General features: G+C 37.0%; 18 protein-coding genes. 14 read left to right on the top strand and 4 right to left on the bottom strand.

Annotated elements, in window-relative coordinates:
* Positions 1-104 precede the first annotated feature (104 nt).
* Together PZ898_RS12420 and PZ898_RS12415 are read left to right on the top strand one after the other, a co-directional pair.
* Positions 105-1,499, top strand: coding sequence for an MATE family efflux transporter (locus PZ898_RS12420; protein ID WP_062675777.1), 1,395 nt, complete (start codon positions 105-107; stop codon positions 1,497-1,499).
* Between the two features lie 120 nt (positions 1,500-1,619).
* Positions 1,620-1,739: a 30S ribosomal protein THX gene (locus tag PZ898_RS12415; RefSeq protein WP_065119703.1), complete on the top strand. Its 120-nt coding sequence runs from the start codon at positions 1,620-1,622 to the stop codon at positions 1,737-1,739.
* A gap of 58 nt (positions 1,740-1,797) precedes the next feature.
* On the opposite strand, the gene PZ898_RS12410 is transcribed toward PZ898_RS12415, so the two are convergent.
* Together PZ898_RS12410 and PZ898_RS12405 are read right to left on the bottom strand one after the other, a co-directional pair.
* Entirely contained in the window at positions 1,798-2,454 is a 657-nt protein-coding gene (locus PZ898_RS12410) for a DUF937 domain-containing protein (protein ID WP_062675778.1), read from the bottom strand.
* A 111-nt stretch (positions 2,455-2,565) separates the two neighbouring features.
* Positions 2,566-3,075 (bottom strand): DUF2480 family protein, encoded by a 510-nt coding sequence (locus PZ898_RS12405; protein WP_277693462.1) that lies wholly within the window; start codon positions 3,073-3,075, stop codon positions 2,566-2,568.
* A 78-nt stretch (positions 3,076-3,153) separates the two neighbouring features.
* Here PZ898_RS12405 and lpxB point away from each other — a divergent pair, with 78 nt between their 5' ends.
* The 12 genes from lpxB to PZ898_RS12345 all read left to right on the top strand — a co-directional run bounded on the left by lpxB (position 3,154) and on the right by PZ898_RS12345 (position 23,348).
* Positions 3,154-4,257, top strand: a complete 1,104-nt coding sequence (lpxB, locus tag PZ898_RS12400; RefSeq protein WP_062675780.1) for a lipid-A-disaccharide synthase — start codon at positions 3,154-3,156, stop codon at positions 4,255-4,257.
* Between the two features lie 39 nt (positions 4,258-4,296).
* Positions 4,297-5,388, top strand: coding sequence for a glycoside hydrolase family 99 protein (locus PZ898_RS12395; protein ID WP_277693461.1), 1,092 nt, complete (start codon positions 4,297-4,299; stop codon positions 5,386-5,388).
* A 141-nt stretch (positions 5,389-5,529) separates the two neighbouring features.
* The gene (locus tag PZ898_RS12390; RefSeq protein WP_277693460.1) at positions 5,530-7,302 is read left to right on the top strand and encodes a ComEC/Rec2 family competence protein; all 1,773 of its coding nucleotides are present in this window, start codon (positions 5,530-5,532) and stop codon (positions 7,300-7,302) included.
* Positions 7,303-7,447: 145 nt separating this feature from the next.
* Positions 7,448-8,110 carry a succinate dehydrogenase cytochrome b subunit gene (locus PZ898_RS12385; protein WP_062675783.1) on the top strand — a complete coding sequence of 221 codons (663 nt, stop codon included), beginning with the start codon at positions 7,448-7,450 and terminating at the stop codon, positions 8,108-8,110.
* Positions 8,111-8,125: 15 nt separating this feature from the next.
* Complete coding sequence (locus PZ898_RS12380; protein WP_062675784.1) at positions 8,126-10,138, top strand: fumarate reductase/succinate dehydrogenase flavoprotein subunit; 2,013 nt, start codon at positions 8,126-8,128, stop codon at positions 10,136-10,138.
* A gap of 24 nt (positions 10,139-10,162) precedes the next feature.
* Positions 10,163-10,930: a succinate dehydrogenase/fumarate reductase iron-sulfur subunit gene (locus PZ898_RS12375; RefSeq protein ID WP_062675785.1), complete on the top strand. Its 768-nt coding sequence runs from the start codon at positions 10,163-10,165 to the stop codon at positions 10,928-10,930.
* 308 nt (positions 10,931-11,238) lie between these two features.
* Entirely contained in the window at positions 11,239-12,780 is a 1,542-nt protein-coding gene (locus tag PZ898_RS12370) for a TlpA disulfide reductase family protein (protein WP_277693459.1), read from the top strand.
* Between the two features lie 108 nt (positions 12,781-12,888).
* On the top strand, positions 12,889-14,301 hold the full coding sequence (rlmD, locus tag PZ898_RS12365; RefSeq protein ID WP_277693458.1) for a 23S rRNA (uracil(1939)-C(5))-methyltransferase RlmD: 1,413 nt from the start codon (positions 12,889-12,891) through the stop codon (positions 14,299-14,301).
* 31 nt (positions 14,302-14,332) lie between these two features.
* Positions 14,333-14,809 (top strand): DUF6452 family protein, encoded by a 477-nt coding sequence (locus PZ898_RS12360; RefSeq protein WP_216443814.1) that lies wholly within the window; start codon positions 14,333-14,335, stop codon positions 14,807-14,809.
* Positions 14,775-15,440 carry a DUF6048 family protein gene (locus tag PZ898_RS12355; RefSeq protein ID WP_277693457.1) on the top strand — a complete coding sequence of 222 codons (666 nt, stop codon included), beginning with the start codon at positions 14,775-14,777 and terminating at the stop codon, positions 15,438-15,440. Before PZ898_RS12360 ends, PZ898_RS12355 begins: the two co-directional genes overlap by 35 nt.
* A gap of 277 nt (positions 15,441-15,717) precedes the next feature.
* Complete coding sequence (locus PZ898_RS12350; RefSeq protein ID WP_062675790.1) at positions 15,718-18,750, top strand: reprolysin-like metallopeptidase; 3,033 nt, start codon at positions 15,718-15,720, stop codon at positions 18,748-18,750.
* A gap of 167 nt (positions 18,751-18,917) precedes the next feature.
* Positions 18,918-23,348: a GEVED domain-containing protein gene (locus PZ898_RS12345; protein WP_277693456.1), complete on the top strand. Its 4,431-nt coding sequence runs from the start codon at positions 18,918-18,920 to the stop codon at positions 23,346-23,348.
* 138 nt (positions 23,349-23,486) lie between these two features.
* On the opposite strand, the gene coaE is transcribed toward PZ898_RS12345, so the two are convergent.
* Together coaE and PZ898_RS12335 are read right to left on the bottom strand one after the other, a co-directional pair.
* Entirely contained in the window at positions 23,487-24,116 is a 630-nt protein-coding gene (coaE, locus tag PZ898_RS12340) for a dephospho-CoA kinase (RefSeq protein ID WP_062675792.1), read from the bottom strand.
* 9 nt (positions 24,117-24,125) lie between these two features.
* Entirely contained in the window at positions 24,126-24,992 is an 867-nt protein-coding gene (locus PZ898_RS12335; RefSeq protein ID WP_062675793.1) for an MBL fold metallo-hydrolase, read from the bottom strand.
* Positions 24,993-25,005 lie beyond the last annotated feature (13 nt).

Raw genomic sequence — 25,005 nt, 5'->3', positions numbered from 1 at the left:
TTTTTAAGAATATACAAATCTAAATTAAATTTTATTACCAATTGCTAAGTTTTTCTAATAATTGGATTTGTATTTTTGGGATTACATAAAATATTAATTGCGAAATGACAAAATATATTGAATTTTTGAAAAAAGCATTCAGTGGTGAAGAAACTGATTTTACGAAAGTGAATATCAGAAGTGCTGTACTGCTTTTAGCCATTCCCATGATGCTGGAAATGGCTATGGAATCTGTATTTGCTCTTGTGGATCTTTATTTTGTCGGCCATTTGAAAGAAAGCGGTTTTGCGATTCAAACGGTAGGGCTTACCGAATCTGTACTTTCGATAATGTATTCTATTGCTATTGGGATGAGTATGGCGGCCACAGCTTTGGTAGCGAGAAGAATTGGTGAAAAAAATCCGGAACAGGCTTCCAGAAGCGCAGCACAGGTATTACTCGTTTCCTTTGCGATTACTTTTATTTTAAGTTTGCTTGGAGTAATTTATGCTGAAGAAATTCTGATTCTGATGGGCTCAAAACCGGAAGCGGCTGCTTATGGAAAGAGTTTTACCAGAATTATGATGGGAAGCAGCACGATTATTATGCTTTTATTTTTAATTAATGGGATTTTCAGAGGGGCCGGAAATGCTATGATTGCTATGAAAAGTTTATGGATCGCGAATATTGCGAATATCATTCTCTGTCCGATTCTGATAAAAGGCGTTGGGCCTGCTCCTGCTTTGGGACTAACGGGAGCTGCTTTGGCAACAACAATAGGACGTAGTATTGGAGTAATTTATCAGCTGTATCATCTTTTGGTTGCGGATACTCAGATAAGAATTAAACTTCCTTATTTTAAGCCGAATTATTCATTAATCAAATCCATTATAAAAATTGCAACTCCTGGAATTTTTCAGTTTGTCATTGCCTCATGCAGCTGGATTTTCCTTGCAGAACTTGTAGCAACTACAGGAGGAGAGAATGCATCGGCTGGTTATCAGACTGCTTTAAGACTGATGATGTTCTTTATGCTTCCAGCCTGGGGATTGAGTAATGCAGCATCCACTTTGGTAGGACAGAATATGGGAGCAAATGAAATGCTGAGAGCAGAACAGTCGGTGATGAAAACCGTGAAATATAATGTCATTTTTATGCTGGTGGTAAGTTTAATTTTCCTTTTTATGGGGAACTTTTTAGTTAGTTTTTTTACTCAGGAAATGGCGATTAAAGATTTTGCTAAAAATGCACTTCAGATTATGAGTATAGGATTTATTTTCTATGGAATCGGGATGGTGATGATCAATGCCTTTAATGGAGCTGGTGATACATGGACACCTACTTGGGTTAATCTTTTTGGTTTCTGGCTGTTTCAGATTCCGCTGGCCTATTTTTTATCAAAATATCTTGACTTGGGACCAAAAGGAGTTTTTATATCAATTCCAGCCGCAGAAACATTGATTACCATTGTTGCCTTTATCTTATTTAAAAAAGGAAAATGGAAGACAATAAAAGTGTAGAAAGCGTGGGTGATGGAATTCTCCAGCTTTCCTCCCTAATTTATAAAACTTTAACAGCTTCATTAATTGGATTTTAGTATTGTATTTTCTAAATTCGTGGTACAACAAATACATAATACTATGGGAAAAGGAGACAAAAAATCTAGAAGAGGGAAAATCAATTCAGGAAGTTATGGTAAAAGAAGACCTAAAAAAGCCTCAAAATCTTTTGCAGCTTCTGAAGAAAAATCTAAAAAGTAATCAAAAATAAAAAGACCGAAGATCATATCTCCGGTCTTTTTTATGAAAATTAAATTAATTATTTACCTCCCAAAATATTACCAAGGATGCTGCCTAAACCGCCGCCTTGTTGTTGGTTTCCACCACCACCCAATACACTTCCCAGTATATCGTTCAGTGGATTTCCTGATGATTGTGATTGTCCGCCACCTCCTAAAACACTTCCAAGAATGTCATTCAAAGGATTAGACTGCTGAGCTTGTGCCTGATTGGAAGCATTACCAAGGATCCCTCCTAAAAGATCTCCCAGGCCGCCTGCTCCTACATTGCTCTGTTGTTTCTGCTGTCCGATGTAACCCATTACTACTGGTGCCAGCATCGCAAGGATAGGACCAATTTTGTCTATTGAAATTCCTGTGTTCTGTGACAGTTGGTTTTCAACGGTGCTTTTTTGCCCACCGAAGATATGATCAAGAATAGATCCTCCTTCAGCCTGTCTTGCTTCAATTTGTGAAGCATCATTTAAAATACTTCCGTTGTGGTCTTTATCTAAAGCATTATTTAAAGCTTCTGCTTCTTTAGCATCCTGAGATTTATTTCTAAGATAAGAAATGATAAGAGGGGTAGCAACAGCTAACAGGGCAATTACCTGGTTTTTACTGATTCCGAATTTGTTTTCAGCCTGTTCAGCAACCTGATTGCCTGTGTTCCCTGTAAGTAGGTCAATTAAACTCATTTTTTGTGTTTATTTAGTATTAAGTACACCAAAGTTATCAAAAAATATGCCTCACAAAATCACCGCCTTTCATAATTATTGTTAAAGTTTCTGAGCGTGTTTCAGAAGACCTTAGTTTTTAATGATAGGAACGTTTGAACACGCTTCTCCGAACATCAGAGATTTTACAATAGGCTTTAGCTGTTCTACCAATTCGATATAAGCATTTTCAGGAATTTCTTTATCTGAACATCCTTTCACCAGTACTCTTTTTCCTCTCATTTCTTCAAAATCATGGATCTGGATAGCATTATGCATTAAAATAACTTCCAGATCCTCGCGGTTTCCAAAAACTACTTTTTTTGCTACATCGGTAATTTTTGCTGTTAAAACAAAATAAGCCCATAGAGGAATAATAGTGTCTACAGAATTGTAAATATATACGTAAGTGTCTTTATATTTTTCCGTATCGATAGCATCTACCTTTTCGCGGAAATCTTTTTCTTTCAGGATCAATTCCTGAAAAAGGAAATCTTTAAGGTCTATGCCTTTTCTTTCCCCTTTTGGTAGTAAAGTGGTAAGGTCAAAATTGATAAGGCCGCTTTCTGCAACTTTATTCCGGATTTCAAATTCTTCTGACATTTTTTATCATTATCTTTGAACAAATTTACGAATTAAGATCATATCTGTCTTAATTTGTTCTCTATCCTTACTATAGAAATGAAGTATTATATTATTGCAGGAGAAGCTTCCGGCGATTTACATGGAAGCAATCTGATGAAAGCCTTAAAACACAAGGATCCCCAAGCGGAATTCAGATTTTGGGGTGGCGACCTGATGAAAGCTCAGGGCGGAACGTTGGTGAAGCATTACCGTGATCTTGCTTTTATGGGATTTCTGGAAGTGGTGATGAATCTCCGTACTATTCTGAATAATATTAAATTCTGTAAAGAGGATATTCAGAAGAACAGGCCTGATGTTTTGATCTTGGTGGATTATCCTGGATTTAATCTGAGAATTGCCAGATTTGCCAAGGAATTGGGAATCAAAGTTGTTTATTATATTTCTCCCCAGCTTTGGGCTTGGAAAGAAGGCCGAGTAGAGATTATTAGAAAATATGTGGATGAAATGATGGTCATCCTTCCATTTGAAGAAGACTTTTACAGAAAACATGGAGTTCACTCCCATTTTGTAGGTCATCCTTTGCTGGATGCTATTTCAGACCTTGAGGAAATAAGTATTGAACGTTTCAAATCGGAGCATGGCTTGAATGAAAAAGAAATCATTGCATTGCTTCCTGGTTCCAGAGAACAGGAAGTAGAAAAGATGCTTGAAATAATGCTTTCCGTAAGACCGCAGTTCCAAAACTATCAGTTTGTGATTGCCGGTGCGCCAAGTCTTCCAAAAGAATTTTATCAGAAATATGTAGATGATAATGTTCATTTTGTTTCTAATAAAACCTATGATCTGCTAAGATGTTCAAAAGCGGCTTTGGTGACTTCCGGAACAGCTACGTTGGAAACCGCTTTGTTGAATATACCTGAAGTAGTTTGCTATCGTGGAAGTAAAATTTCCTATGCTATTGCTAAAAGATTGGTGAAAAATATCAATTATATTTCTCTGGTTAATCTGATTATGGACAGAGAAGTGGTGAAAGAATTGATTCAAAATGATCTGAATACCAAAAATCTGGTTGAAGAGCTCAATAAAATTTTGTCAGGAGAGAAAAGGGAACAGGTTCTGAATGACTATCATCTTCTCAGAGAAAAGCTTGGCGGAAAAGGAGCCAGCGATCATGCTGCTGAGGTGATATTGAAAGTGTAGTTTGTATTGAGTTTCTGATTATTAATCTACTTTTTAACTATGAATTATTGTAACCGTTTTCTGTTATTACTGACTTTTACTTTGTTTTTCACAAACAGTTTTGCCCAGCAGAGCAGTGTAAGAGATAAAGTCCAGATATTTTATTACGGCTGGTACGCCAATCCTGCAACAGATGGAGAGTATCAGCATTGGAATCATGAGATCCTTCCTCACTGGAGCAATCCGAAGTGGAACAATCTGGGACATCATAAAGGAGGAGATGATATCGGAGCTAATTTTTATCCGGCTCTTGGCAATTACAGTTCCAACGATGCGAAAACCATCGAGCAGCATATGAAAATGATCAAAGACTCAGGAGCAGGAGTGGTTGTCGTAAGTTGGCTGGGAAAAGATTCGTTTACGGATAAAAGCCTTATCAAATATCTGGATATTGCAGATCGGTATGATTTAAAAATAGCATTTCACATTGAGCCATTTTATAAAAACACTTCAGAATTAAAAGAGCAGCTTTCTTATCTGGTAAAAACGTATTCTAATCATCATGCATTCTATAAAAAAGAAGGGAAACCTCTGTTTTATGTCTATGATAGCTATAAAATACCTAAAGAAGAATGGGTGAAAATACTATCCGCAAATGGAGAAAAAACAGTCAGAAATACAGATTTAGATGCCCTTTATATCGGACTTTGGGTTGAGAAAGATGATGCTGAATTTTTTGATTCGGCAGGCTTCGATGGTTTCTATACCTATTTTGCCAGCAAAGGATTTGTATACGGAAGTACAACTTCGAATTGGGATTTTATGGCAAACTTCGCTAAAGATCACCATCTTATTTTTATTCCTTGTGTGGGTCCTGGTTATTCCGATACAAGAATTCGTCCATGGAATGAAGCGAACTTCAAAAGCAGAGACAATGGAAAATATTATGAGAAAATGTTTGATGCTGCTATTAAAGTAAATCCGGAGTTCATTGGCATTACATCATTCAACGAATGGCATGAAGGAACACAAATAGAGCCTGCTGTTCCTAAAAAAGCCGGTGATTTCAAATATGAAGATTATGGGAAAGATCCTTTATTTTATATCAAAGAAACGAAGGGTTTGACGGATAAATTTTTGAAAAAGAGATAATATACTTTTAATCCTAATTTTTAGGAAAAAAAATTAAGCGTTCTGTTAACATTTTTAATGATGACAGAGCGCTTATTTAGTTTTTAAAGAGATCATGAATTTCCCATTCATTGCCTATTTTAAAAGGATAATTAATGGATTTTGAACAAACAGCCTCTTCTTATTCTGGCAATATGCTTTATTCTTGGAATTCTTTTTCAGGATAAAATGGTATTGCCAGAGACCATTGTTGGTGGAGTTGGAATGACCTGCTCAATATTGTTGATTTTAATCTGCTTTCATTCTTATCTTCTGCATAAAACCAAAACAGTTTTCCTGATGCTTCTGCTGTTCGGAGCAGGAATTGTTCTTCATTTCTATAACACTTCTTCACTAGTTGGTAAGCATTTGGTGAAGAAGCATGAAACGATTTCATTTAAGATCTCTCAGAAATTAAATTCTTCGGAAAAATATAGAAAATATGAAGGCATTGCACAGTCAGATAATGCATGTTTCAATTCAATTTTTTATGTTCCAAAAGAGAGTAAAGAGCTGGATTTTATTCACTACTACAAAGCTGAGGCTTACATTACACAACCTCAGGTTCCATCGTATGATTTTCAATTTGATTATGCTCAATACCTGAAAAGAAAACATATTGATTACCAGGTTTATCTTTCAAAAGAAATTATATCTGCAGAACGGAATGATTTAAAGTGGGCAGATCAGCTTAGGCAGTATAGGTTTGAGGTTCTTAACAAAATAGATAAAACAGAAATTTCTGAGAAAACTAAAGAATTTCTAAAAGGTATTATTCTGGCAGACCGAACAGAGATTGACACGGGTACTGTTAGAGATTTCAATAGATCAGGGCTGGTTCATTTTCTTGCTATTTCCGGAACTCATATTGTGGTTGTTTTTGGGATATTCTATTTTTTTCTGATTCGGTTTGCTCCTTTACAATTCAGAAAATATGCTGCTATTTTTAGTTTGATTTTTATCTGGTTGTTCGCCGCTTTTATTGGATTTGGGAATTCAGTATTACGATCTTGCATTATGCTGAGTGTTTATTTCATTTTTGTTTTGCTTCAGCGAAAGACGGATTTGCTTCACTCACTGGCCCTGTCTGCTTTTTTTATTCTAATCGGAGATACACAACAGATTTTTGATGTAGGTTTTCAGCTTAGCTTTTCGGCTGTTTTAGGCATTTATTGGCTGAATCAGCCTTTGTTGAAATACTTCCCAAAACAGGATAATTATATTAAAAAACTCTTGTTTAACACAATTACAATATCTTTATCCGCACAGTTGGTAACTCTACCTCTGGTGTTGTATTATTTTCATCAGTTTTCATTGATATCAATCCTTGCCAATTTTGTTATTGTTCCTTTTTCTGAATTAATTATTATTTTCTCTTTTTTAATAACAGTTCTTATTTCTTTTGGGATTGATTTTGAACTTATAAATGGTCTGTATGATGAGATTATTCAGGTTTTACTGAAGGTGATCCATTGGTTTGCTGAAGTGGATGTGCTGTTCTTTGAAAATATTCCAATGAATGGGGTAGAAGTGATATCCGTATCAATGTTTGTCTATTTACTAAGAGCTGCGATACTGAAATTCAATACGAAAAATACGATGAGGCTGATGATGGCAGCAATACTATTTCTCATGATAAGAAACGTAATCACAGCTTTTGAAAATCGGAAGGAAGAGATATTGGTTCATCATTTTAACAGAAACAAAATTTTTTCAGTGAAAAATGGTGACCGAGTCTGTTTCTGGATTTCGGATATGAAAAATAAGACGAAGATTTTACAGTATATAGTCAATCCATATTGTGCTTCCAGAAGAGTAGATCATTTTGAGATAAAAACCTTGTCACCCTCCATTCAAAAAGTAGTTTTCAGGAATAAGATTTATGATCTGAAATGATGGTTCTGAATTTAGCCATTTTCCTGTATTTATAATGGGTGAAAATCTTATTTAGAAAGATTACAAACTGTCTATTTGTGAGATTTCTCACTTTTCGATATTGTTAAACTTTCTTAATTTTGTGGAAATTCAAATTTAAACTTATATGGCAGGTTTAACGAGTTCTACGATAGGTAGAAAATACGCTATGGCATTATCAGCTCTATTTTTGCTGATTTTTCTTATACTGCATTTGACAACCAATTTGTTATCAGTTCTAAACAAGGATGCATTCAATACAGCATCTGACTTTATGGGCTATAATCCTTTTGTGCAGTTCTTAATGCAGCCTATTCTTGGTTTTGCAGTAATTTTCCATTTTGTAATGGGATTTGTGCTTGAGATCAAGAATAATAAAGCGCGTCCGGTAAAGTATGCAGCAAACAACGCATCAGTGAATTCTTCATGGATGTCCAGAAATATGATTATTTCAGGAGCTGTTATTTTAGCTTTCTTGGCGCTTCACTTATATGATTTCTGGCTACACGAAATGAATTACAAGTATGTGGAAGGATTGACTCCTGATGCAGAACGTTTCTGGCCTGAGCTTCATGAAAAGTTTGCTGATCTTTGGAGAGTAGCTTTATATGTAATCTCTTTTGTTTTGTTAGGATTACACTTAGCTCACGGATTCCAGTCTTCATTCCAGTCTATCGGTGCCAGACATCCAAAATATACGCCGGTGATCAAAGCTTTCGGGAAATGGTATTCAATTCTTATTCCTGCAGGATTCATCATCGTAGCAGTTTTCCATTTTATAACTCAATAATATCAATATACTAATATGAGTAAATTAGATTCAAGAATTCCAGCGGGTCCTCTTAAAGACAAGTGGAAAAATCATAAAGACCATATGAACCTTGTTGCACCAAACAACAGAGATAAGATTGATATTATTGTTGTAGGTACAGGTTTGGCAGGAGGTTCTGCTGCAGCTACATTAGCTGAGCAAGGATACAACGTAAAAGCATTCTGCTACCAGGATTCTCCAAGAAGAGCTCACTCGATTGCAGCTCAGGGAGGGATCAACGCAGCTAAGAATTACCAGGGAGATGGTGACTCTACTTACAGATTATTCTACGATACCATCAAAGGTGGTGACTATAGAGCAAGAGAAGCTAACGTTTACAGATTAGCTGAAGTTTCTGCAAATATTATTGACCAGTGCGTTTCCCAAGGGGTTCCTTTCGGAAGAGATTACGGTGGTCAGTTGGATAACCGTTCATTTGGTGGGGTTCAGGTAAAAAGAACTTTCTACGCAAAAGGACAAACCGGACAGCAGTTATTATTAGGTGCTTATTCTGCAATGAGCCGTCAGATCGGTAAAGGAAGAATCAAGATGTACAACCGTCATGAGATGTTGGATCTTGTTATTGTTGACGGAAAAGCAAGAGGAATTATTGCAAGAAACCTTGTAACAGGAGAAATTGAAAGACACTCTGCTCACGCAGTGGTAATTGCTTCAGGAGGATACGGAAACGTATATTTCCTTTCTACCAATGCAATGGGATCTAACGTTTCTGCAGCATGGAAAATTCACAAGAAAGGAGCTTACTTCGCAAACCCATGCTACGTACAGATTCACCCTACTTGTATTCCTGTTCACGGAACACAGCAGTCTAAACTGACTCTGATGTCTGAATCACTAAGAAACTCAGGAAGAATCTGGGTTCCTAAGAAAATTGAAGATTCAGTAGCGATCAGAGAAGGTAAATTAAGACCTGAAAATATTAAAGAAGAAGATAGAGATTATTATCTGGAAAGAAGATATCCTGCATTCGGTAACCTTGTACCTAGAGACGTTGCTTCTAGAGCTGCTAAGGAAAGATGTGATGCCGGATACGGAATTGAAAATAATGATACTAAAGAAGGTGTTTACCTTGATTTCTCTACAGAGATCATGAAAAAAGGTAAAGAAGCCGCTATCGAAAAACATATTCATAACCCTACAGATCAGCAGATCTATGATCTTGGTAAGAAGTGGGTTGAGGAAAAATATGGTAACTTATTCGTAATGTACGAAAAAATTACCGCTGATGATCCTTACAAAACTCCAATGAAGATCTATCCTGCAGTTCACTATACAATGGGTGGTGTTTGGGTTGATTATAATCTTCAGTCTACAATCCCTGGATGTTTCGTAATCGGTGAGGCTAACTTCTCAGATCACGGGGCAAACAGATTGGGAGCATCTGCATTGATGCAGGGTCTTGCTGATGGATATTTTGTACTTCCTTACACGATTGCAGATTACCTTTCTGCAGATATCAGAACAGGAGCTATTCCTACCAATTCTGCACCATTTGATGAGGCTGAAAAAGGAATTAAAGAGAAAATTAATTTCTTCTTAAACAATAAAGGAACTCATTCTGTTGACTATTTCCACAAGCAGTTAGGAAACATTATGTGGAATAAAGTAGGAATGGGAAGAACTCCTGAAGGGTTAAGAGAAGCGATCAAGGAAATTGAAGAAGTAAGAAACAATTTCTGGAAAAACGTAAAAGTTCCGGGAGAAGGAGAAGGAATGAACACTGAGCTTGAAAAAGCATTCAGAGTAGCAGACTTCCTTGAGCTTGGACAATTAATGGCTATCGATGCACTGCACAGAAACGAATCTTGTGGTGGACATTTCCGTGAAGACCATTCAACTCCGGACGGAGAAGCGGAAAGAGACGACGTAAACTACAAATACGTCGGAGCTTGGGAATATCAGGGAGACGATATCAACGCGGAAGTGTTGCATAAAGAAGAACTGATCTACGAGAACATCGAGGTTAAAACTAGAAGTTATAAATAATCTCCAACCTATAAATATAACATTATGAGTGCAAAAAAAGGCTTACATCTTACGCTGAAAATTTGGAGACAAAAAAATAGTAAAACTAAAGGTCAGTTTGAGACCTATAAAATATCAGATGTATCTACAGACTCTTCATTTTTAGAGATGTTAGATATCCTGAACGAAAATTTAATTAACGAAGGAAAAGAACCAATCGCTTTCGACCACGACTGTCGTGAGGGAATCTGCGGTATGTGTTCTCTTTACATCAATGGTAGAGCTCACGGACCTGATACAGGTATTACAACTTGTCAGCTTCACATGAGAATGTTCAAAGATGGTGAGACGATCGTTATTGAACCTTGGAGAAGTGCTGCTTTCCCTGTAATCAAAGATTTGATGGTAGACAGAAGCGCATTCGACAGAGTAATGGCAGCAGGAGGATTCATTTCTGTGAACACTTCCGGTAATACACTGGACGCTAACGCTATCCCTGTTCCCAAAGAAGATGCAGATAAAGCAATGGATGCTGCAGCTTGTATCGGATGTGGAGCTTGTGTAGCTACATGTAAAAACGGGTCTGCAATGTTATTCGTTGGAGCAAAAGTTTCTCAGTACGCATTACTTCCACAAGGTAGAGTAGAAGCTAAGAGAAGAGTTCTGAACATGGTGAAAGCTATGGACGAAGAAGGATTCGGAAACTGTTCAAATACCGGAGCATGTGAGGTAGAATGCCCTAAAGGTATTTCTCTTGAAAACATTGCGAGAATGAACAGAGAATACATGGCTGCTCTTGTAGATCAAGGATAGAATTGATTCAAATACATAGAAAATCGTCTTCATTTTTGGAGGCGATTTTTTTATGGAAAAGTTAACCCTGTTAAAGTTTGTTAACTTATTAACTGATCTTCGTTATTCTTTATTTATTAAGTATATATTTGGAAGGTAATTGAATCGTTTTCTGAAAAAACTTTCAAATACTTTTTACCTCCAAAAAGATGATTTCCAATAATTGGAATATCTCTTTTTAATGGTAATAATAAAATTTTTAAAAAAAATAATTAGTGTGAATTAGCAAGCCCTAAAAAGCGTATTTTTGTGTAATATTAAAAATTGAAATGAAAAAATATCTTTTATTGTTTATCATCACATTCTTTGTGATGTCTTGTTCAAAAAAAGTAGAAGTAAAAGGAAAAATTACCGGAAGCTCACCATTAGAAAGAATTGAATTTGTAGAAGCTTCAGGAGTAGGAACCCTGCCTTTGATTAATATAGGTCTTGATAAAGACGGAAACTTTTCAGGGAATTTTGACGCTCCTAAAGATGGAATGTACGTAATCAATTACGCGGGCAGACAAAGCCTGATCTATCTTGAAGGTGGTCAAAAAGTAAATATCTCAGGAAACGGAGCTACTTTCCCAAATGAATATGTGATTACCGGAGATGCTAAAAAGAATAATGACTTCCTTACGGCAAGTATGAAGTTCTTGGCAGACTATGGAGGTAAAGTTAATTTACCTGTATTAATGGGTGGTGACGAAGCTGCATTTTTGAAAGGTATGCATAAAATTGAAGCAGATATTAATAAAAATGTAGATGACCTTGCCAAGAAAAATAATCCAAGCAAAGGACTTTTGGAATGGAAGAAAAACGATGTGAAAGTAACCATTCTTAACTTGCTTGCCAACTATGAAATGTCTCATGGTCCAATGTCAGGGAACCCATCTTTCAAAGCTTCTAAGGCCTTCAAAGATTACGAAACTCAGCTGGAAACAGACAAAGATGGAATGGTAAAAACTATTCCTCTTTACAGACAATATCTTCTTGTTAAAATGACTCCTGATTTCCAGAAATATGCTGAAGCAAACAGCAAAGGAAAAACAGGGATTACAACTTCTGAGATGTTCGCCCAGTATTTAAAAACAAAAAAAGATTTATCTCAAACTGCAAAAGATTATCTTCTTGCATTTGTAATGGCTCAGGCTGATATTCATCCAACAACTCCAGCTGCCAACATTGACAAGATTAAAAAGATCATCGATTCAGATATTAAAGATGCTACGATTAAAAGTGACCTTTTAAAAATGCAGGTAGCTATTACAGGACTTAAAATCGGAGAGAAAGCTCCTGAAGCAGCGTTAGCAAAACAAGACGGAAAAACATATAAACTTTCTGAAAACAAAGGAAAACCTTATATGTTGTTCTTCTATGCTTCATGGAATCCTTACATTAGCGAAGCTACAGTACCTGTATTAAAAGAAGTGGTAAACTTTTATAAGTCTAAAATGAATTTTGTATTTGTAAACGTAGACGATACAAAAGATCAATTCATTAAGACAAGCAATTCTTTATTAAAGGGAATTCAGGGAGTGAATGTTTATGGAGAAGGAGGATTGAACTCTGACATCGCTAAGAAATATGGAGTATACGGGTTCAAGTTACCTTGCTTTGTCATTATTGATAAAGATGGTAAAATTGCCAGCAGATCTTTCGTAAACCTTGGTGAGCAGGAACTAGTGACTATTTTGGATAAACAAACAGGTCTTTCAGCTCCGAAGGTAGATTCAAATGCACAAATGCAGCCACAATTACAGCTTGATCCATCTGCAATGCAACAAGCGCCACAGCCAGCAAATCCACAGCCGGCTCCAACAAAATAATAAACTTTAACACAGTATAGAAACCTTATCTTCGGATAAGGTTTTTTTTATTGTATTTTTGCAAACCGGAACGTAAAAGTTTCAATTAGGAAAATAGAAAATTTTAGAATGAGTAGGAAGAAAAAAAGAGATCTAATTCTTGAAAATATAAAATTGTTGACAGCCGGAGCAAAAGGCGTGGCAATAGGAAAAACAGAGGAAGGTAAAACGGTAATGGTAACAGGCGCAATTCCAGGTGATATTGTGAATGTGAGAGTGAAAAAAGCAAAGTCTAAATACTATGAAGGCGAAGCCATTGAAGTACTTGAAAAATCACCGTACAGAGTTGAGCCTAAATGTATTCATTTTGGTACTTGCGGAGGATGCAAATGGCAGAATATGAGCTATGAAAAACAGCTTGATTTTAAACAGGAAGAAGTCTATAATAACATCAAAAGAATCGGAGGAATTGATGAGTTTGAAACGGTTCCGATTCTAGGATCTGAAGAACAATATTTTTATAGAAATAAAATGGAGTTTTCCTTCTCCAATGCAAGATGGCTTACTCAGTACGAAATCAGTTCTGAAGAAAATTTCGGGAGCAAAGATGCTTTAGGTTTTCATATTCCCGGAATGTGGAGCAAAATTCTTGATTTGAAAGAATGTTTCCTTCAGGAAGATCCTTCTAATGCTATTAGACTGGCCGTAAAGGAATATGGCGTTAATACTGGCCTGGATTTCTTTGATGTGAGAAATCAGGAAGGTTTCTTAAGAACCTTAATGATGAGACAGAACTCTCATGGAGAATGGATGATTCTTTTCCAACTTTACAGAGAAGAAAAAGAAAACAGAGAGAAACTTTTTGAATTCTTATTAGAAAAATTCCCACAGATTAAAACATTGGTATATGCCATTAATCCTAAACAGAATGACTCTATCTATGATTTAAATATCAACGTACATTTCGGAGAAGGGTATCTTATGGAAGAAATGGATGGGCTGAAGTTTAAGATTGGACCGAAATCATTCTTCCAGACCAATTACAAACAAGCGCTAGAATTATACAGAAAAACACTGGAGTTTGCAGACCTGAAAGGTGATGAAGTAGTATATGACCTTTATACAGGAACAGGAACAATTGCTCAGTATGTAGCGAGAAATGCAAAACAGGTAATCGGAATAGAATCTGTACAGGAAGCAATAGATGCAGCAATAGAGCATGCAGCATTGAACGGTTTAACAAATACAACATTCTATTGTGGAGATATGAAAGACATTTTCAATGATGAATTCATGGCCAGCCACCCTAAAGCAGATGTATTAATCACAGATCCGCCAAGAGACGGGATGCACCAGAAGGTTGTAGAGCAGATTCTTAAGCTTTCACCGGAAAAAGTAGTTTATGTAAGCTGTAACTCTGCTACACAGGCAAGAGATCTTGCTTTAATGAAAGACCATTATACTTTAGTAAAGATCTTACCAGTAGATATGTTCCCACAAACACACCATGTTGAGAACATTGCATTACTGATTAAAAAATAAATTTATTTAAATTTGAATTTCAAATCTTAATATGAAGTACTTTAAATTTCTTATAGCGATCTGCTTTTTAGGAATGCTTGTTTCCTGTGGGGGTGACGATGATATTTGTGAAAGCGGAGAAGGAACTCCCAGAATGAAGGTGGCCTACAGAGATAAGGATAGTGGAAAAGAGACTACTCTGGATTCACTCTATGTTGCAGTAGATTATGGTGCAGGAAAGATAGATCTCGGAGTCGCTGTAAAGACTGATTCAAGGTTAATTCCTCTACGGGTAGACAATTCACCTTATACAGACGTTTATTTTAAACTTACTAAAAAGGGGAAGGAATCTAAAGTAAGAATTAATTATACAACGAAGTCAACCTATGTATCTCCCGGATGCGGAATCAAAAAGTATTACGAGAATTTAACTTCAGAATTAGTAACTCCGGATCCAGTTCAGAAAGTGGAGGTCGGACAAAATCAAATAGAAAATGAAGACAAGACTAATCTTTACCTTTCTTTTTAGTTTATTTGGAATAATAAGCTGGGCACAAGACAAAAAAAAGGAAGCAGAGAAGAAGGTTCAGGAAAAATATGAACCTAATTTTATGGTTGGCCTTGATGTATTGAATACCGGAGCCGGATTTTTTTCAGATAGAAAACTGTATCAGGGATTTATTTCCTCCAAGATCAAAGGAAATGTTCATGCTATTGCAGAAGCAGGTTTTGAAAAAAACGTATATCAGAAAAATGGCTATGATGGTAAGGCAAACGGACCTTTCGTGAAGTTAGGTGCGTTCTATATGCTGGCAAAAGATGCTGAAAATGAATTCAACGGATTTTATGCCGGAGGAAAAGTGGCAGGATCATTCTATAATCAGGAATATATGGCGATTCCTGTTCGTGGATTTGGAGGAAGTAATTCTTCTGAAGCATTTCCTTCATCCTCGCAGTCTTCTTTTTGGCTGGAGGGAACTATTGGAGGTAGAGTACAGTTATTCAGCTCTAATTTTTATATAGATGTGAATCTTCAGCCAAGATATATGGTATACACTACCAAGCAGGATGACATCTCTCCGATGATAGTTCCCGGGTTCGGAAAAAGTTCCTCAAAGTTTAATATGGGATTTGCATGGAATATTGCTTATAAGTTCTAGAAATAACTGCTCTTAGCGTTTAAAATATAAAAAACACAAACTTTAGATTGTTCTAAAGTTTGTGTTTTTTTTAATGAATGTTACTTATAATTTCTATAAATGATAATCCTTGAATTGTACAATATATAGAATATAAAATTAATCATATTCTTTGATTTGTATTTTTTTTAATGAATATGTTTGTTGGGTGTATAATATTAAAAAATATTAAGTTATTTCATTTGTGTGATTTATAAAATAGCTATATTTGGCGGAAATTATAATTGTGTTTTAATTTATGAAAAAAGTATTTACTGCTTTAATGTTTACTTTTATAGGAGGAGCAGTGTTCGGCCAATGGACACCCACCTCTCTTAAAAAAGGAGACGATAACAAAAGAAGTACAGGATTTAGAGTAGATCAATCTAATGTAAGAAGTAACGGGTATTATAAACTGGACCTGAACTTACTAAGATCTCAGCTGAAGAATGCACAGGAAATGGGAGCAAATTCCACTCCTGTAGTAATTTCTCTTCCTACAATGAGCGGGAAGATTGAAAGGTTTAATGTATATAGTTTTCCAGTAGTTGTAAAAGAACTGGCAGACAAGTATGAATTAGGATCTTATGTTGGAACTAGTGTCGATGACCCTACCAAATACTTAAGATTCAGTATCGCTCCTAATGATTTTCAGTCAATGATCATCCATGGAGATAAATATGAATTTATAGACCCTACAGCCGCAGATAAAACAGTGTATGCTGTTCATCCTAAAACAAAAAAGGAAAAGAACGGTTTCTTGTGTTCTACAGAAGAATCTCCTGCTGCTAAGAAGGAAATAGATGCTTTATTAAAAAATGGACAGTCGTTCACTAATCAGCCGACAACTTTTAACAAAAGTTCTGATAAGAAATACAGAACAATGAGACTGGCAATGTCTGTTACAGGTGAGTATACACAATACTTTATGGGACTTGCTGGTGTACCTGCTACTGCTACGGATGATCAGAAAAGAGCTCCTGCACTTGTTGCTATCAATAATACTCTAACCAGAGTAAATGGAGTTTTTGAGAAAGACTTTGCATTGCATTTGAATTTACAGAACTTTCCTAATGTAATTTATATTGATCCTGCTACTGATCCATATTCTGCAGCTGCAACCGGAGCACAGGGAGCGTGGAACGCGCAGTTACAATCAGCTTTGACAGCCAATGTTGGAAATACCAACTATGATATCGGACACTTATTCGGTAAATCTGGAGGTGGAGGAAACGCCGGATGTATCGGATGTGTATGTATTAATCCTACAACTTCAGTTCCTAAAGGAAAAGGTTCAGGATATACTTCTCCTGCGAATGGAATTCCATCAGGCGATAGCTTTGATATCGACTATGTAGCCCATGAGATGGGGCACCAGTTAGGAGCTAATCATACTTTCTCTCATAATCTTGAAGGAAGTGGAGTAAATATGGAACCTGGTTCTGGAACTACTATTATGGGATATGCTGGTATTACCGGTCCTGATACAGATGTTCAGCAAAACTCTGATCCTTATTTCCATAAAGCAAGTATCGGTCAGGTACAAGCAAACTTAATTGCAAAAACTTGTGACGTAGAAACTACAATTACCAATAACCCACCGGTAATTGCTGATCTGCCAACATATACTATACCAAAAGGTACTGCTTTTGCTTTGACGGGTAGTGCTACAGATCCTGAAAATGACCCAATGACTTATTCTTGGGAAGAGGTAGATGATGCCTTGGTTTCTATTGATAAATATAACTTAGGAAACACAACATCAGGAGCTTCATTCAGATCTGCTGCTCCAAACGCAAGCCCAACAAGATATTTCCCGAAATTTACGTCTGTAATGAACGGAGTATTAAATAATGCAAACAATACTTGGGAGGCAGTGTCTACTACGGCAAGAACTACAAATTTTGCATTAACGGTAAGAGATAATAATTCCAATGTAGCTCAACAGCAATCTGCTTTTAAAGTTCAGACTATTGTTGTAGGAGATAATGGTCCTTTCAGATTAGCTAACCAATATGCTGATGTGAATACTCCAACTCCAGTTCAATGGATTGTTGCCAATACCAATGCAGCTCCTTATAATGTTGCTAATGTAAAAATTGATTACACTACAGATAACGGAACAACCTGGACGGTATTATCAGCATCAACACCTAATGACGGATCTGAAAACTTCACTTTCCCTTCTTCATTGAACGGTCAGACAATTAAAGTAAGAGTTTCTTCAATAGGAAATGTTTTCTATGCGGTAGGACCTGTAAGTATTGCACCTCTATCTGCTTGTAGCAGTGCTGCTCCAACCAACGTTGTTGTAAGTAACATTACAGTGTCTTCAGGAAGTGTATCCTGGATGTCTTATACAGGCGCAACTTATAAAGTACGTTACAGAAAAGTAGGTACAACTGTATGGACTGAAGCTGATACAGCAGTTCCTTCAATCAACTTAAGTAACTTAATTGATGGTACAACGTATGAAGTTCAGGTAGCTTTAGTTTGTGGTACTACAGTAGGAACATATTCTGCATCCGTAAACTTCAGTACACCTGCACTTGCTTACTGCGCAGCTGCTTCAACAAGTTCAGACTATGAGTATATTGCCAATGTGACACTTGCAAATGTAAATAACACTTCTGTAAATAGTACATATACAAACTATACAACAAATACAGCACTTCAAATTAACTTAACAAAAGGGAATGTTTACCCTATGTCTGTTACCGTAGGGAACTCCGGTAGTGCTGATTATGATACGGTAGCTGCATTTATAGACTTTAACAAAGATGGTGTTTTCAGTGATTCAGAAAGAGTATTGAATTATCCTGTAACATTAACGCAGCCATCAACTGTAGTAAGCGGAAACGTTACAATTCCAGCGAATGCAGTAGAAGGACAGCCATTAAGAATGAGAGTTGTAGCATTCTATGTAGGTGCTGGAACTGGAGGGGGTAACGTTGGTTTATCATTACCTTCAGATTATGTTTGTGATGAACTTTTCGATGGTGAGGTTGAGGATTATAACGTAGTGATTACAGGTAACCTTGCTACTTCTGAAAGTACTGTTAAAAATAATGGTATTCAGATTTATCCAAACCCTGCAACTGATGTTCTGAATATTACTAAAGTTTCAGATAAAGCAACTTATAAGATTTATAGTGCAGCTGGACAATTAGTAGACAGAGGAAATATCAATAATGGAAAGGTTAATGTTTCAGCTTTAGTTAAAGGTGGTTATATTATTACAATAGATGATAAAGGAATTGAACAATTCAAATCTAAATTTATCAAGAAATAAAGATAACCTTTAAATATTAGTAAATCCCCGGGAAGTCCCGGGGATTTCTTTATTTAGAGCATAAGTAATAAATTTGTTATTTTTTTATAAAAAAAACATAAATGTACTTATAAATTAATAATAAAAAATGATTAGATTTGTGTGATTAATATTATAATGAAAACATTATGAAGAAATTCTTTACCTCTTTAATTCTGTTTCTCTGTTTGATTTGCACAGGCTTTGTATCCAAAGTCTCGGCTCAGGCAGGACAGATCGGGACAGGAACGGGTACCTCTGTGTATCTCCCCATACGTTCCTACTATGGGTATAGTTATTCCCAGCAGATCTATACGGCTGCGGAACTTACGACTGCCATTGGTACGTCGAACTATATCACGGCTATAAAGTTTTATTCCACCACCGTTGCAGCCTCTCAGGCTGTATATAAGGATTGGGTGGTATATATGGGAAACACAACCCAGACTAGCTTTACATCCAATACAAACTGGATTCCGGTAAGTTCTATGACTCAGGTGTTTGACGGAGTTTTACCTAACTTAACGAACGGAAGCTGGGTAACTCTTCAATTGTCTACACCATTTTTATGGAATGGAACAGACAATCTTGTGGTTGCCGTAAATGAAAAAACTCCCGATTATGCATCTTCTCCGGGTACGGCCTGGGGATCATATAATGCAGGAGCAAATAGAGGGATAATCTATTATGAAGATAGTACAAACCCGGACCCTGCAGCACCGCCTTCTGCAAAAGACAGACTTGCAGATATTCCGAGAATACAGTTGGAAAGCCACCCGCTTCCTGCTTGTTCAACGGCGCCACCTACCAACATTACAGTTTCAAACCTGACAACAACTTCTGCTAATGTAGGATGGTACCTTTCCTCGGGTGCCACTTATGTGGTAAGATACAGACCTGTTTCTGGGGGAGCCTGGACAACAATCAATGTTACAACTCCTATGGTCGCAAACCAGATTATTACCGGATTAACTGAGCAGACTCAGTATGAAGTTCAGGTAGCCACTGTCTGCGGAGGGACACAGGGAGCATTCTCTTCCAGTGTAAACTTTACAACTCCGGCTCTTACATATTGTACTTCCGGTGCTACAAGTACCTATATTGACGGATATATCAATCAGGTTTCTGTTAATGCACAAGGTGCTCCGTCTATGTACAGCAACTCTGGTCAGAGTGGATATACAGATTACAGTACGGATCCTACAAGAGTAGTTACTTTAGTAAGAGGAGGTACAGCTACCGTTTCAGTTTCAAAAACGTGGCCTGGTTATCAATATGGCTTCTTAACAGGCGTTTGGATTGATTTTAACCGTAATGGTGTTTTTGAAGCAACTGAAAGAGTACTTACTTCACCAAGTAATACAACAACTCCGGTTACCGCTACATTTACAGTACCAACTACTGCCGGTGGTGCCTACGCAGGAAACCTGACTACAAAAATGCGTGTTGTATTAAATGAATACAGCCCTATTAGTGCTTGTGGAACTTACTATTATGGTGAAACTGAAGATTATGCTGTGAAACTGATCGATTTGGCAGGATGTTCTACAGCGCCGCCATCTAATATTATGGTTAATAACGTAACTCCTTCTTCAGCGAATGTTACTTGGACATCTACTACAGGAGCTACTTATATAGTAAGATACAGAGTGTCTCCTTCAGGAGCATGGCAACAGATTGCAGTAAATACACCATTAATCAGTAACCAATTACTTACGGGATTATTGGAGCAGACTGCATATGATGTACAGGTTGCTACTGTTTGTGGAGGTACTACAGGGGCATTCTCACCAACCGTTACCTTTACAACACCTGCTCTTACTTATTGTACAGCAGGTCCTACAAGTAATACTGCAACAAGCGGATATATTAATAATGTAACTGTTACTCCTACGAATACTCCTATTATGATGAGTAATTCCGGATCTGACAATTACAAAGATTATACAGCGGATGCTACAAGAGTAGTAATCTTTGAAAGAGGTTCTGCAAATAATAAAATTTCTGTAAACAAATACTGGCCGGGTTCTCCTTCTTCATATGCAGTTTCAGCATGGGTAGACTTTAACAGAAACGGAACATTTGAAACCAGCGAGAGAATTCTTAATACAACCTATAATACAACTACACCGGTAACAGCTACTTTTGCAGTACCTACCGTTGCAAGTGGTAATGTGTATACAGGAACTCTTCCTACCCGTATGCGTGTAGTAATGAGATATTTTGATAATGCTAATCCATGTGGAACATTCACTCAGGGAGAAGTAGAAGATTATGCAGTAAAATTTGTAGATGCTCAGCCTTGTTCAACAGCTCCTCCAACAAATATTACAGTAAATAATATTGGGGCAACTACTGCAACAGTGTCATGGGTTGCTACTGCAGGGGCTACTTATAATATCAGATGGAGAGTTTCTCCAAGTGGGGTTTGGCAAACTGCTACAGTTCCTGCTGGTCAGAACTTCTATGGAATTACTGGTCTTACAGAGCAGACTAATTATGATGTTCAGGTTTCTACAACTTGTAACGGTTCTACAGGATCTTATTCATCAACAGTAACATTCACAACACCTCCATTGACTTACTGTCAAATGACAGGTACCGGTACAAATGACCATATTTCGAATGTAACAGTTACCTCTTCGAACCTTGGAGTGCCACCAATGAATAATACTTCGGTACAAACCAATTATACCAGCTATACTACTCCGGAGACGCTTATAACTTTAGATGTAGATTCTCAGAATAATAAAATCTCTGTAGCGAAAGGTTGGACAGGTGCCACAGGTAACGATGCTGTAACAGCATGGATCGACTTTGACAGAAACGGACAGTTTACAGATGCCGAGAGAATTTTAATTTCTCCAGCCAATACAACTACTCCGGTAACGGCTACTTTTGCTGTTCCTTCAAATTCTTACACAGGACCATTGACAACTACAATGAGAGTTGTATTAAAACGTACAAATGCTCCAGTAATGTGCCAGAATGCAGTGGATGGGGAAGTGGAAGATTATAGAGTAAGAATCAGACCTTGTAGTAATGCAACTCCTAACGCTCCAACATTTACAACTACACATACAACAGCTACTGTTACCATCACGGGAGCAGGAGTGAGCTATGTGGTGAGATACAGAGCTCAGGGAACAACAGCTTGGACGCAAGTATATGCTTCAGCACAATTGGGTAACCTTCCGTTAGTAATCACCGGATTGACACCAGCAACTACTTATGAAGTAGAGGTAGCAGCAATTTGTGGAGATATCGTTGGAACAGCAACACCAATCAAGACATTCACTACAAGATGTGATCCTACTCCTCCAAATGTAACAGTAAGTAACATTACTCCAACAACAGCATTGATTACATGGGCTCCGCTTGCAGCAAGCTCTACGTATACAATGAGATGGAGAAAAGTAGGTACTACTACATGGGCAACTATAAGTTTACCAGCAGCTCCTGCAAATACTTATGTATTGGGAAGTGCAACTCCTTTAGAGCCATATACAACTTATGAAGTACAGATTGCTAACCAGTGTAATGGTGAAACAACATTGAATCCATATTCTAACCCTAAAGTATTTACTACAGAAAGAATATGCCAAATTCCGCCTCCAGGATTGACAATTACTCAATTGCTTCCTACATCAGCGGCAATTCAGTGGGATCCGTTCCCGGGAGCAACGTATGTTCTTAGATATAGAAAAGTAGGTATTCCAAGTTGGACAGAAGTACCATCATTAGTTAATAACCTTGTATTGACAGGTCTTACAGAATTAACAAAATATGAAATGCAGGTAGTGAATATCTGTAACGGTACGCCAGGAAACTATACTCCTCCTTACTACTTTACAACACCTACAGTAATCTACTGTAAGATGAAAGGTGAAAACTCTACAGGAGAGCATATCTCTAAAGTTACTGTGAAGCCTACAGGTAAGAAAACAATGGAGAATGAATCCGGAGCTTCTACTTATACAGATTATACTGGAGTTCCTAAAACATTTATCGAGATGATCCAGGGATCAACTGACAATGAGATCATCATTGAGAAAAAATGGACAGGAACTACTTACAATGAAGGAATCGCAGTTTGGATTGACTTCAACAGAAACGGAGAGTTTGACATCAACGAAAGAGTATTTACTTCTTCACCTAATTCAAACAGCCCTGTTTCAGGTAAATTCAATGTACCTGCAGATGCTTTTGTAAGTATGACAGATTATAAGTATGTAGTGATGAGAGTAGCGATGTCTAGAGACGGTATCCCTGTGAACTGTACTGACTTCAAAAACGGAGAAGTAGAGGATTACACGGTAAGAATCTCTAAACCGATTGTTGCTAATCCAATTGATCAGACAAGTGTTATGATTTATCCTAACCCGGTAAGCTCAGTATTGTTTGTGAAAAATGTTAGCAAGAGAGCTAAATACAAAATCTACAATGCTGCTGGGCAGGTAATTGCTGACGGTATCTTACTAAACAACCAGATCAATGTAAGCAGATTGATTAACGGTGTTTATGTAATTGATATCGACGATAACGGTAATACTACCCAAAAGAAATTTATCAAAGAATAAGTCATTTAAATTTCACATAGAATAAGCCTCCATTTTTGGAGGCTTATTTTTTATTAAATTATCTCATTGGAATAATGTCTCAGAAATTACTTTTTTGCAGAAAAAAACTCGTTAGAAAAGCTTCTAACGAGTTTTTATTTATTCGATACTGAAAACTACTTTTTCAGTTTGTTCTTTTAATTCTTCGAGATTGGTATTGTTATAGATAATACAATCTGCCATTTTTATTTTATCCCTTTCAGGCATCTGTTTTTCCATGACAGCTTCTACCTCACGATAAGTTTTGTTATCCCTGTCCATTACTCTTTTAATCCTGATATTATCCTCGGCTGTTACCAGAAGAGACTTATAACATTGTCTGTTAAGTTTCAGTTCAAACAATAAAGCTGTTTCTTTAAAAACTAAATATTTGCTTTGTTTCTTAACCCAGTTTTCAAAATCAATTCTTACAGCGGGGTGGATGATCTCATTCAATTGCTGAAGCAGATCTCTGTTATTAAAAACCTGATCAGCCACAAATTTTCTGTCATATAACCCATTTTCATCATAAGATTCTTTGCCAAGAAGTTCCTTGATTTTTGTTTTCAGGTCTTCACTCTCATTAACAATGGCTTTAGCTCTGTCATCGGAATAATAAACCGGAAAGCCGAATTCCTCTATAAAGCGCGCTACTGTGGTTTTTCCAGAACCTATTCCTCCTGTTAAACCAATGATCTTGGGTGCTGGTTCCGGCTCTGTCTGCTGTGTTTCTGAATGTAATTCTTCCATGATTAAAAATTAATATCCAAAAACATCATTAAAGCTAAACGTCTCATCAAGTCTCACTCCTTTTTCGGTCATTTTAAGACTTGCCAGCTCATGATGAGCATCGTGCTCAAAGAACAGTAAATATTCATTGTCTACACATTGCTTCAGGAACTTTGCTTTCTCTTCCATTGTTAAAAGAGGCCTGGTGTCATATCCCATCACATACACCGGGTTGATATGTCCTGCTGTAGGAATAAGGTCAGCCGCAAAAACAACAGTTTTTTCCTGGTACTGGATGACCGGAAGCATTTGTTTTTCTGTATGTCCGTCTACAAAGATAACGTCCATTTTAAGATCAGGAGCGAAACCGTAGTTTCCGGTAGTAGGAAGTGGCAGATAGTTAAGTTGTCCGCTTTCCTGCATTGGCATAATGTTTTCCTTCAGGAAACTTGCTTTTTCTCTTGCATTGGGTTCTGTTGCCCATTGCCAGTGATTTTCATTCGTCCAGAAATTAGCATTTTTAAAGGCAGGTCTGTATCCGGTTTTATCGTCATTCCATTCTATCGCTCCACCACAGTGATCGAAGTGAAGGTGAGTAAGGAATACATCCGTAATGTCCTCCTTTATAAAGCCATATTTTTTAAGATTCTTATCAAGAGTATCATCTCCCCAAAGAGAGTAGTGACCGAAGAATTTATCATCCTGTTTGTTACCAAGACCACAGTCTACCAGGATCAGTTTTTTTCCATCTTCAATAAGCAGAGAACGTGTCCCCAGCTCAATCAGGTTTTTTTCGTCTGCCGGGTTCGTTTTTTCCCACAGACTCTTCGGGACGACTCCGAACATAGCACCGCCGTCCAGTTTAAATTTTCCACATTGTATTGGATATAACTTCATATGTATATTTTGA

The sequence above is a fragment of the Chryseobacterium sp. WX genome (genome assembly GCF_029542485.1).
In the GTDB taxonomy this organism is placed as follows: Bacteria; Bacteroidota; Bacteroidia; order Flavobacteriales; family Weeksellaceae; genus Chryseobacterium; species Chryseobacterium cucumeris.
This window is presented reverse-complemented; position numbering and strand designations above follow the sequence as displayed.